Origin of the sequence: Mycolicibacterium houstonense (assembly GCF_900078665.2) — a bacterium.
GTDB classification, from domain to species: Bacteria; Actinomycetota; Actinomycetes; order Mycobacteriales; family Mycobacteriaceae; genus Mycobacterium; species Mycobacterium houstonense.
Genome location: NZ_LT546207.1, coordinates 3,390,266 through 3,403,323 on the forward strand (window position 1 = coordinate 3,390,266; position 13,058 = coordinate 3,403,323).

Sequence of the window (13,058 nt, forward strand, 5' to 3'; positions counted from 1 at the left end):
CTATTCCGCGGTACTTTCCAACAAGGTCTTGAGCTGTTCTGCGTATCCACTCAGTGATTCGGGTGTGAACATCTCGAAGTGTGTGCAGCCCACCGGAAGCACGGTGATCTCCCCGGACACATAGGAGCGCCAACTGCGCAGCAGCGACCGGGCGGCCCTGCCGTTGCGCAACCGCGCCAACCGCGACCCGATCCCATCCCCACCGCTATCGGCGCACCGCCGACGCGCCGCCGAGAACATCACGACGTCACCGTCGAACACACCCGGCCGATGATCGAGAAGCATCAGCTGCCCCGCACTGACACTGCGCGCCATGAACTCCACCAACTGACGCGACGGCGGACTGACCCCGTGCCGCGCAATGATGTCGGCGACCCGGGCATACGTCAAAAGACCCCAGTGCACCGGAACGCGAACTTTATTGGTCCGGAGGATGTAGTCCAATACCCATCCCTCAGATACCGCCTGATTCCTGGCGATCTTTCGGGTGATGCGTTTCCAGAATTTGTTGGGGTTCAACAACCCATCGAGCAACACCAGCCGCTGCACTTCACACCCACGCCGCTGAAGCTCAATCGCCAGTGCATGAGCCACCACACCACCAAACGACCAACCCAAGATGCGATACGGCCCCACCGGATACAACTGCTGCAACCGATCGGCATACCGCACCGCCATGTCGTTGATCGACCGCACTTCGGTCTCGTCCTCGGCCTGAGCCTGATTGATCCCCACGATCGGCCCATCCACATACCGACCCAACGCCCGATACGACCAACTCAGGCCGAAACCATCGTGCACACAACACAACGGCACACCGTCACCGGGCTTGAGCACCTCGACCGGAACCACTTCCCGCGAACTGTCGGCCCGACCCACCTGCCGGGCCAAACCACGCACCGTCGGCGCATCGAACATCACCCGCACCGCCAGATCGGCATCGAGACTGGCATTGGCCGCGGCAATCACCCGCATCGCCGACAACGAATCCCCACCCAGATCAAAGAACGAATCGTCCACTCCGACCCGCTCCAGACCGAGGACTTCGGCGTAGATGCCGGCCAGGATCTCCTCGGTGAGTGTTTCCGGGGCTCGATACTGCCGAGCATCGACATAGTCCGGCACCGGGAATGCGCGACGATCCAACTTCCCATTGACCGTCAACGGCAGACTTTCGACCACCATCACCGCCGCCGGCACCATGTAGCCCGGCAACCGTTGCGCCAGGGCTGCCCGGATTTCCGCCGGGTCTGCGGTACCGGTGATGTAGCCAACCAGGCGTTTGTCACCCGGGCGGTCCTCCCGAGCGATCACCGCCGCCTGATCCACCCCCGCCAAACCAGCCAACACCGTTTGAATCTCACCCAACTCAACCCGATACCCACGAATCTTGACCTGCTCATCAGCCCGACCCAAATACTGCACCTGACCATCGACACCCCAACGCACCAAATCCCCAGTCCGATACATCCGCTGCCCCACAGCAAACGGACACGCCACAAACCGAGACCCCGTCAACCCACCCCGACCCAGATACCCGACGGCCAAACCAGACCCGGCCACATACAACTCACCCACCACACCGACCGGCACCGGACGCAACCACCGATCCAACACAAAAAACGCCGCCCCCGGAATCGGCCTTCCGATCGGGACAACACCCGACCCTGCCACCAACGGCGCACTAAACGACGTGTACCACGTCTCCGTCGGACCATAACCATTGACCATCACCCGACCCGGTGCCCACCGATCCACCAACTCCACCGGACATGCCTCACCAGCCACCACCAACGCCGCAGACCCCAAACCCTGCGACGACAACGCCGCCGCCGCCGACGGCGTCTGATTCAACACCGTCACACCCTCGGCAACCAGCAACGCGTGCAACTCATCCGGTGAACCCACCAACCCATCAGGCACCACCACCAACCGACCACCACTGAGCAACGCACCGAAGATCTCCCACACCGACACATCAAAGGCATACGAATGCCACTGCGACCACACCCCCGCGGTCGGCAACCCCACATCCAACGACGCCAACAACCCCGTCACATTGCGATGCGGGACTGCCACTCCCTTCGGCACCCCCGTCGTGCCCGACGTGTAGATCACGTACGCCACATCATCGGCAGCCGGCATTGACAACGCGCTGCTCGGTTGCATGACGATCCGCCGGTCCGCCACATCGACAACGGCCACACCCAGCTGGTCCAGCCGCCCCGCCGACGCACCTGCAGTGACCGCGGCCACCGGTCGGGCGTCACCGACCACCACAGCGATCCGTGCATCCGGGTACGCCGGATCCAACGGCAGGTAAGCCGCCCCTGTCTTCAACACCGCCAGAATCGCCACAATCGCGTCAACCGAACGATTCAGCACCAAGGCCACACACTCACCGGGCCCGGCACCATGGCCGGCAAGGAGGTGCGCCAACCGATTCGAGGCTTCGTCGAGTTCTCGATACGACATGGACCTGCCGTCGAAGGTCACGGCCACCGCATCCGGCACCCGAGCCACCTGCTGGGCGAACACCTCCGGAATCGAGCCCGCCACCCTCGCCGGTGCGGTCAACGCGGCTCGGTTCCCGAGCCCATCGAGGCGAGCATGCTCGTCGGTGTCCAACACATCGATGGACGACAAGCGCTGCGCCGGATCGGCCGTCATAGCCGCCAGAATCCGCTCCAACCGCCCGACGATCACCTCGATTGTGTCGGCGTCAAACACATCAGTGCGGAACTCCACCGAACCACCGATTCCGGCCCAAGCGTCCTGGTCGTCGTACCTTTCTCCAAGGGCAAAGACCAGATCCATACGGGCGGTATGGGTTTCGGCCATCTGTGCCGCAGCGTGCACATCACCCACCCCCGGCTCGGAGCCGGTTGAATTCGCGGGGTTCTGCCAGGCCAACATCACCTGGATCAATGGGTGATGGCTCAGGCTACGGCTCGGGTTGAGCCGGTCCACCAACACCTCGAACGGCACGTCCTGATGCTCAAACGCTGCCAAACTGCGCTGACGCACCTGCCCCAGCAGCTCACCTACGGTGGGGTCGTCGGCCAGGTCGACTCGAAGCACCAAGGTGTTCACGAAGAACCCGACCAGATCATTCAAGGCGGGATCGTTACGCCCCGCAATCGGGAAACCCACCGCCACATCAGAACTGGCACTCAGCTTCGAGAGCAGAACCGACAACGCGGCCTGCACCACCATGAAACTGGTCGCATCGTGCTCCCGCGCCACCGCGGCCACCCGCCGCTGCAACTCCGCCGGCCACTCCACTTCGACGACAGCACCGCGGTGATCGGCCACCGCCGGGTACGGGCGGTCCGTCGGCAACTCGAGGCGGTCAGGCAGGCCCGCGAGCGCGTCCTGCCAGTAAACCAGTTGCCCCGAGATCCGGCTCTCGGGGTCGGACAGGTCACCGAGCTGCTCCCGCTGCCACAATGTGTAGTCAACGTACTGCACCGGCAGCGGAGACCACTGTGGCGCCTGGCCGCCACAGCGCGCGGCGTAGGCGACGGCCACGTCACGGGCCAGCGGTGCGAACGACCAAGCGTCCCCGGCGATATGGTGCACCACCGCAACCAGCACATGCTCATCTTCGGAGACGCGGAAAAGCCTTGCCCAGATCGGGATCTCGTTGTTCAGATCGAAGGGGTGCCGTACTGCCGCATCGATGGCCCTCGCCAACTGGTCGGTCGGCCAATCCGCGGCGTCAACCTCCTGCCACCCGAAATCCGCTTGGTCGGCCGGGAGGACCAGCTGCCGGGGGACACCGTCCACCTCGGGGAAGACTGTACGCAGACTCTCGTGCCGGGCTGCCACATCGGCCAGGGCCAGGCGGAGGGCATCGACGTCCAATCCGGTGACCCGGTACATCATCGGCATGTTGTAAATCGGTGACGGACCGTGCAATTGGTCCAGGAACCACAACCGCTGCTGGGCATAGGACAGCGGTATGACATCCGGTCGCGGTTGAGCCACCAACGGCGTTCGCCCACCCGTTCCGGCGGCGATTCGCGCCTCCAGCTGCGTCACGGCCGGCGCGTCGAATACCGCGCGGACTGCCAGATCACTGTCGAATGCGGTGTTGATGGCATTGATCAGCCGTATGGCTGAGAGCGAATCGCCACCGAGGTCGAAGAACGAGTCGTCGACACCCACCCGTTCCAGTCCCAGCACCTGAGCGAAGATGCCGACGAGGATCTCCTCGGTCGGGGTGGTCGGGGCCCGATAGCTGTCGGCGTCGAGGTAGTCCGGTGCGGGTAGGGCGCGTCTGTCCAGTTTGCCGTTGACGGTCAACGGTATGGCGTCCACCACCATCACGGCGGCGGGCACCATGTACGCCGGGAGGTGTTCGGCAAGCTGAGCTCGGGCCTTGCCGGCGTCGACCATTCCGGTCACGGACTCGGTGACATAACCGACGAGACGCTTGTCCCCTGGTCGGTCCTCACGGGCGACGACGACGGCTTGTTCCACGCCATCCAAATCCGCCAGGGCGACCTGGATTTCGCCGAGTTCGATCCGGTAGCCCCGGATCTTGACCTGTTCGTCGGCACGGCCCAGGTACTGCATCTGCCCGTCGCTGCCCCAGCGCACCAGGTCTCCCGTCCGGTACATGCGGGCTCCCGCACCGCCGAACGGGCAAGGGACGAAACGGGATGCGGTCAGCCCGCTTCGTCCGACGTAGCCGACCCCGACGCCGCGGCCGGCCACATACAGCTCCCCGACCACACCCGGAGGTACTTCCCGCAGCCAGCGATCCAGCACGAACAACGCAGCCCCCGGTACCGGAGCACCGATGGGAACAACAGTCGAACCCGCCGCGTCAGCGGTCAAGGGCGCACTGATCGTCGCGTATACCGTGGCCTCGGTCGGTCCGTAGGCGTTTATCAGGACCCGCCCCGGCGCCCAACGCTGCACCAACTCGGCCGGACAGGCCTCACCCGCCACCACCAAGGCGGCGGATTCCAAGCCTTGTGGGGACAGCATCCCCGCGGCTGACGGTGTCTGGCTCAGGACGCTCACCTTCTCGGCGACCAACAACGCGTGCAGATCCTGCGGCGACCGTGCCACCTCCTCGGGTACCACCACCAACCGGCCGCCGTGCAGCAGCGCACCGAAGATGTCCCATACCGAGACGTCGAACACCAGCGAATGCCACTGTGACCAAACGGTTCCCGGTCCCACCAACGCCGGGTCGACAGCCCCGAGGAACTGCGTCACGTTCTGGTGAGTGATCGCCACGCCCTTCGGCACACCTGTCGTCCCCGAGGTGTAGATCAGGTAGGCGACGTCATCGGCAGCCGGGGCGGGCAACGCACTGCTGGGTTGCCTCTCGATCCGGGCGTCGGCGACGTCGATGACGGCCAGGTCGGCGTCGGCGAGCCGGTCCCGCAACCCGGTGGTGGTGATCGCGGCGACCGGACGGGCGTCGCCGAGCATGAATTCGATACGCGCATCCGGAACCATCGGGTCAATCGGCAGATACGCCGCGCCCGACTTGAGCACCGACAGGATCGCGACGATTGCCTCGGCCGAATGGTTCAGCAGCAACGCCACCGATGCGCCCGGTCCCGCACCATGCTCGACCAGCAGGTGCGCCAGGCGGTTCGACGCCTCATCGAGGTTGCGATAGGTCCACGAAATGTCACCACACACCACCGCCACCGCGTCCGGGTCGCGCGCCACCTGCGCGGCGAACACCACCGGAATCGACACCGCGGCCACGGTTTCGGCCAACACCGCGCGGTTTCCCCAGCCGTCGAGGCGGGTGTGGTCATCCGCCCCCAGCAGATTTATCGACGACAACCTCGCCGTGGGATCGGCGGTGAGAGCTTCCACCACCCGCTGCAGGCGCTCGATGAACACCTCGATGGTGGCGGCATCGAACACATCGGTGCGGAACTCGACGGCCCCGGTGATCCCGGCCGGCTCACCCGCGCTCCAGCGTTCTGCCAACGAGATCGTCAGATCCATGCGGGCGGCCTGGGTATCCGCTTCCAGGGGTGTGGCCTGCATACCACCCAAACTTGGCGCGGGCGCCTGATCGTCGTCCTGCTTGGCCAGGTTCTGCCACGCCATCATCACTTGGACCAACGGATGGTGAGTCAGGCTGCGCGCCGGGTTGAGCCGATCGACAACCATCTCGAAGGGCACGTCTTGGTGCTCATAGGCAGCCAGACTGCGCCGACGCACCTGGTTCAACAGATCGGCCACCGTGGGATCGCCGTCGAGCTCGACACGCAGCACCAGCGTGTTGATGAAGACCCCGACCAACTCGTCCAGCGCCGGGTCACTACGGCCGGCAATCGGGAAGCCCACCGCCACATCCGAATTCCCGGTCAAATTCGACAGCAGCACCGCCAGCGCCGCTTGCACCACCATGAAGCTGGTCGCGTTGTGCTCGGCCGCCGCCCGCGCGATCTGCCGCTGCAGCTCGACCGGCCACTCCATCGCAACGCTGGCACCACGGTAGTCGGCCACCGGCGGATACGGCCGGTCGGTCGGTAGCTCCAGACGCTCCGGCAGTCCCGCCAGCGCCTGCTCCCAGTACGCCAACTGCCCGGCGATCCGGCTGTCGGGATCGGCCAGATCACCCAGGTACGACCGCTGCCACAACGTGTAATCCGCATACTGCACCGGTAGCGGCGCCCAGGCGGGCACCTGCCCCGCGCACCGGCTCGCGTAGGCGACCCCGATATCACGCACCAACGGGCCGATCGACCAGCCGTCACCGGCGATGTGATGGACCACCGCAACCAGGACGTGTTCATCTTGGGCGACTCGGAAAAGAGTTGCCTTCAGCGGAATCTCGGCCGACAGATCGAAGTGGTGCCCGACGGTGGCCTGGATCGCGTCGTGAAGTCGATCCGCCGACCAGCCGACGGCGTCGACCACCTGCCACCCGAGATCCACCTGTCGCGCGGACATGACAACCTGTCGGGGCACGCCGTCGACCGCCGGGAACACCGTGCGCAAGGACTCGTGGCGCTCCACCACGTCGGCCAGTGCCGCACCGAGCGCATCGACATCCAACCCGCCGGTGATCCGGTACGCGGTCGGCATGTTGTAGATCGGTGACGGTCCTTCGAGCTGGTCCAGGAACCACAACCGTTGTTGGGCATACGACAACGGCAGGATGTCCGGCCGCCGTTGGGCCACCAGCGGTTCGCGCCGCCCCGAACCCTCAGCGGCACGCAGAGCCAGTTGGGCCGCAGTCGGCGTCTCGAACACAGCCCGCACCGCAAGATCGGTCTCCAACCCGGCGTTGACCGCGTTGATCAATCGCATCGCCGAGAGAGAGTCGCCGCCCAGGTCGAAGAAGGAATCATCCACCCCGACCCGTTCCAGACCGAGAACCTGGGCATAGATGCCCACCAGCATCTCCTCGACGGGAGTGGCCGGGGCCCGGTATTCCTGATCGTTGACATAGTCGGGAGCCGGCAGCGCGCGTTTGTCGAGTTTTCCGTTCACCGTCAACGGCAACGCGTCGAGAACCACCACCGCCGCGGGCACCATGTAGCCGGGCAGCCGCTCCGACAATGCGGCACGCACCGCGACCGGATCCGCGTTGCCGGTGATGTAGCCGACCAGGCGCTTGTCACCGGGGCGGTCCTCTCGCGCGATGACTTCGGCCTGTCTTACGCCGTCCAGATCTGCCAGCGCAGATTGGATTTCGCCCAACTCGATGCGGTATCCGCGAATCTTGACCTGCTCGTCGGCGCGGCCCAGATAGCGCAACTGCCCATCGGCGCCCCAGGACGCCAGGTCTCCCGTCCGGTACATCCGGGCGCCGGCTCCGCCGAACGGACACGCCACGAACCGCGTCGCGGTCAACCCGCCACGGCGCCAATAGCCGAGCCCCAATCCGGCTCCGACCACATACAACTCACCCACCACGCCGTTCGGCACCGGCTGTAGCGACGAATCCAGCACGAAGAACCCAAGGTGCGGCAATGGCAGGCCAATAGGGCTGACGCTGCCCTCGGCGTCGCTCACCAGAATCTCCCGGAACGACGCATGCACCGTCGTCTCGGTGATCCCATACATGTTGATCAACCGCGGCGCACCAGAATGTCCCTCGAACCAGGGCCGGAGGCGCTGCGGTTCAAGCGCTTCCCCACCGAAGACCACTGTCTCCAGCTTCAACTGGCGGCCCAATTCAGGAAGCAACGCGTCGGCGGACTGCAATGCATAGAACGCGGACGGCGTCTGACTCAACACCGTCACCTGCTCGGCAACCAACAGCGCCAGCAGCTCCTCCGGAGCTCGCGTCACCGACTCCGACACCACGACCAGCCGGCCGCCGTACAGTAATGCGCCCCAGATCTCCCACACCGAATAGTCGAAGGCCAGCGAATGGCACTGCGTCCACACCTGCCCGGCAAGTCCCAGTTCGGCGTCCAAGGTCCCCAACAACCGAGCCACGTTCCGATGGCTGATCGCCACGCCCTTCGGAACGCCGGTCGTCCCCGACGTATAGATCAAGTACGCGACGTCATCAGCGACCGGCGTTGGTAATGCAGTAGCCGGTTGAGCCTCGATCGCGGCGTCGGCAACGTCCACGACGGTCAGGTCGATCCCTTCCAGCCGCCCCCGCAACTCAGCGGTGGTCACCGCGACGACCGGAGCCGCGTCGCCGAGCATGAACCGGATCCGCGTGTCAGGGTGCATCGGATCGATCGGCAGATACGCCGCACCGGCCTTCAACGCCCCCAGAATCGCAACGATCGCCTCAACCGACCGGGGCACCAACACGGCCACGCATTCACCCCGACCGGCACCCAGGCCAACCAACCAGTGCGCCAGCCGATTCGAGGCATCGTCGAGCTCCCGATACGTCATCGAGCGCCCACCGAAACTCACCGCTACCGCCTCAGGCGCGCGTCCCACCTGAGCGGCGAACAGTCCGGGGATCGACATCGCAGATACCGGAGGCTCGGTCAACACCGCCCGGTTACCGACATGATCGAGGCGGACGTGCTCGACGGGATCCAGCACATCGATCGATGACAACCGCCGTTCCGGATCAACGGAAAGCGCCTCTGCTACCCGCACCAACCGCTCGACCATTGTTGCGATGCTGGCCGGGTCGAACACGTCGGTTCGGAACTCCACGGTGCCGCCGATCCCGGCCGGCTCGCCGGCGTCGTCCCAGCGTTCGGCCAACGAGAACGTGAGATCCATCCGGGCCACGCGGGTGTCGACCGACAGCGGGGAGACCTGCGCCTCCCCCAGGGTCGATTCAGTCGCGGCGTCGGCAGTGAAGTTCTGCCAGGCCAATGCCACCTGGACCAGCGGATGATGGGCCAGTGAACGAGTCGGTTTGAGCCGATCCACCAGTACCTCGAACGGCACATCCTGGTGCTCGAGCGTGGCCAGGCTGCGCTGGCGCACCTGCGCCAGCAGCTCGGCCGCGGTCGGGTCGCCGGCCAGATCCACCCGCAGCACCAGCGTGTTGACGAAAAACCCGACCACGCGGTCCAGGGCGGCATCCCCCCGGCCGGCGATCGGAACGCCCACCGCTACATCCGGATTGGCACTGAGCTTCGACAACAGCATCGTCAGTGCGGCCTGGACCACCATGTATGTCGTGGCATTGTGTTCGCGCGCCACATCGCGGATCCGCTTGTGCAGACCGGCCGGCAACAACACGGGCATGCTGGCGCCCCGGTGATCGGCGACCGGTGGATAGGGCCGGTCGGTCGGCAGTTCCAGTCGTTCGGGCAGCCCCGCCAACGCCTGCTCCCAATACGCCACCTGCCCCGAGATGCGGCTGTCGGTGTCCGCCAGGTCGCCCAGATGTGCGCGTTGCCACAGGGTGTAGTCCGCGTACTGCACCGGCAGGGGCGCCCAGTCCGGCGATTGTCCGGTCGACCGGCCGGCGTAAGCCACCTGCAGGTCCGTGATCAACGGGGCCACGGACCATCCGTCGGCGGCGATGTGGTGCACCACGGCCACCAACACGTGCTCGTCGCCGCTCAAACGCAAAAGCATGGCCCGCAGGGGTATTTCGCTACCCAGATCGAAGGCGTGGCCGGCCATGGTTTCGATGGCCTCGCGCAACTCCGTCGCCGACCAACTACCCGCGTCGACCACTCGCCACCCACAGTCAGCGTTCTCGGCAGGCAGCACCACTTGCTGCGGGACGCCCTCGACCGACCGGAACACCGTGCGCAAGGACTCGTGGCGCTCCACCACATCGGCCAGCGCCGCGCCGAGTGCATCGGTATCCAGATGCCCGGTGACCCGCAGTGCCACCGGCATGTTGTAGATCGGCGACGGCCCCTCCAACTGATCGAGGAACCACAAGCGCTGTTGCGCATACGACAACGGGAGGACATCCGGCCGTTGTTGGGCCACCAGCGGTTCGCGCCGGCCCGAACCCTCACTCACGCGCGCCGCCAGTTGCGCCACGGTGGGCGTCTCGAACACCGCCCGCACCGCGAAATCGGCGTCCAGACTGGCATTGATGGCATTGATCAAGCGGGTCGCCGACAACGAATCTCCACCGAGGTCGAAGAACGAGTCGTCTACCCCGACCCGCTCCAATCCCAGTACGTGGGCATAGATTCCGGCCACGACTTCCTCGACCGGAGTCGCCGGGGCACGGTAGCCCTGACCGTTGACATAGTCGGGCGCCGGCAGGGCCCGCCTGTCGAGCTTTCCGTTGACCGTCAACGGCAAGCTTTCCAGCACCACGATCGCCGTCGGCACCATGTAGCCCGGCAGTCGCTCCGACAATGCGGCACGCACGGCGGCCGGGTCCGCGCTACCGGTGATGTAGCCGACCAGGCGCTTGTCGCCGGGGCGGTCCTCCCTGGCGATCACCGCCGCCTGGCCCGCTCCCTCGATTTCTGCCAAAGCGGTTTGAATCTCGCCGAGTTCGATGCGGTACCCGCGGATCTTGACCTGCTCATCGGCACGACCGCCGTACCGTAACTGCCCATGGCTGTCCCAGGACGCCAGATCACCGGTCCGGTACATTCGGGCCCCGGCACCGCCGAACGGGCACGCCACAAAGCGTGATGCGCTCAGTCCGCCGCGACGCCAATATCCGCACCCCAGTCCGGCGCCGACCACATACAACTCGCCCACCACACCGACCGGCACCGGCTGTAATGACGAATCCAGCACGAAGAACCCGAGATGGGCCAGCGGTACGCCGATCGGGCTGACGCTGCCCTCGGCGTCACCCGCCAAGATTTCCCGGAACGACGCATGCACCGTCGTCTCGGTGATCCCGTACATGTTGATCAACCGCGGCGCACCCGGATGACGATCGAGCCACCCCCGAAGACGCTGCGGCTCAAGCGCTTCCCCGCCGAAGACCACGGTCTCCAGCTTCAACTGACCGCCCGCGCCGGGTTGCAGCGCGTCAACGGCCTGTAGCGCGTAAAACGCCGACGGCGTCTGGCTGAACATGGTGACCTGCTCGGCAACCAGCAAGGCGTACAAGTCCTCGGGAGCCTGGGTCACCGACTCGGGCACCACGACCAGCCGGCCGCCGTAAAGCAAGGCGCCCCAGATTTCCCACACCGAATAGTCGAAGGCCAGCGAATGACACTGGGTCCATACCTGCCCTGAAAGGCCCAACTCCGCATCCAACGTCTCCAACAGCCGAACCACGGTGGAGTGCGTGATCGCCACCCCCTTGGGACGACCCGTCGTCCCCGAGGTGTAGATCAGATATGCGATGTGATCGGCCGTCGGCGCCGGCAACTCTCGCCGCTGTTCGGGGCGCGGCGGCACGTCGTTGAAATCGATGACCTCCAGATCGCAGCCGGTGAACCGGCCGATCAACTCCGTTGTCGTGACTGCCACGGCAGGCTCGGCATCGGCAAGCATGAACTGGATCCGCGCATCGGGATGCATCGGATCGATCGGCAGGTAGGCCGCTCCTGACTTCAACACCGCGACAATGGAAACGATCGCCTCGACCGAACGCGGGAAGAGCAATGCCACCCGCATCCCGGGACCCACGCCCAGGCCGACAAGGTGGTGCGCCAACCGATTCGACGCCTCGTCCAGCTCGGCGTATGACATCGAGTGACCGTTGAACGTCACCGCCGCCGCCTCCGGTGCACGGGCCACTTGCGCGGCCAACAACTCCGGAATCGACCCCGGCACCGAGGCCGGCTCGGTCAATACCGCACGGTTGCCCCACCTGAACAGCTCAGCGTGCTCGTCCTCGTCCAGGAAATCCATCGACGACAAGCGCCGGCTCAGGTCGGCAGTCACGACGACGCCTCCGCCTCGGCCGTCATCGCCACCAAGACCTTTCGCAACCGATCGATCAACCGCACAACTGTGGCCTCGTCATAGACATCGGTGCGAAACTCCACAGTCCCTCCAATCCCGGCAGGCTCGCCGGACTCAGTCCACCGTTCACCCAACGCAAAGGTGAGGTCAGTACGGGCGGTGTGGGTCTGAGCAGGTAGCGGCGTCACCTGCACATCCCCGAGCGTCAGGCCTCCAGCAGCGTCTGCGCTGTGCTGCCATTCCAGGTTCTGCCAGGACAACATGACCTGCACGAGCGGGTGATGGGTCAGACTGCGGGTCGGGTTCAGCCGATCCACCACGAGCTCGAATGGCACATCCTGGTGCTCGAAGGCCGCCAAGCCACGCTGACGCACCTGCTCCAGCAGTTCACCGATGGTGGGATCACCGGAGAAGTCGACGCGCAGGACCAATGTGTTGACGAAGAACCCGACCAGGTTGTCAAGTGCGGGATCGTTGCGGCCGGCGATAGAGATCCCCACCGCCACATCAGCACTCGCGCTGAGCTTCGACAGCAGCAGCGCAAGCCCGGCCTGCACCACCATGAAACTGGTGGCATTCTGTTCCCGAGCCACCCGGGCGATCCGCTGTTGGAGCTCGGCGGGCCATTCGACCACCAGACCGCCACCCTGATAGTCCGCCACCGGCGGGTACGGCCGATCTGTCGGCAACTCGAGCCGCTCCGGCAGCCCGGCTAGCGCCTGCTCCCAATAGGCCAGCTGCCCGGAGATGCGGCTGTCCGGATCGTTCAGGTCACCCAGATACGAGCG

The 13,058-nt window shown here is 65.5% G+C and carries 2 protein-coding genes (1 of these 2 cut by a window edge); both read right to left on the reverse strand.

Going from position 1 to position 13,058, the window contains the following annotated elements; genetic code table 11:
* Entirely contained in the window at positions 1-12,249 is a 12,249-nt protein-coding gene (locus BN4332_RS35510) for a non-ribosomal peptide synthetase (RefSeq protein ID WP_066899931.1), read from the reverse strand.
* A protein-coding gene (locus BN4332_RS35515) for a non-ribosomal peptide synthase/polyketide synthase (protein WP_160110878.1) crosses the window boundary here: on the reverse strand, positions 12,246-13,058 show its 3' portion. The gene runs 18,792 nt beyond the window's last position; only the last 813 of its 19,605 coding nucleotides appear in the window; its start codon lies beyond the right edge, outside the window; its stop codon occupies positions 12,246-12,248. The genes BN4332_RS35510 and BN4332_RS35515 overlap by 4 nt, the downstream gene beginning before the upstream one ends.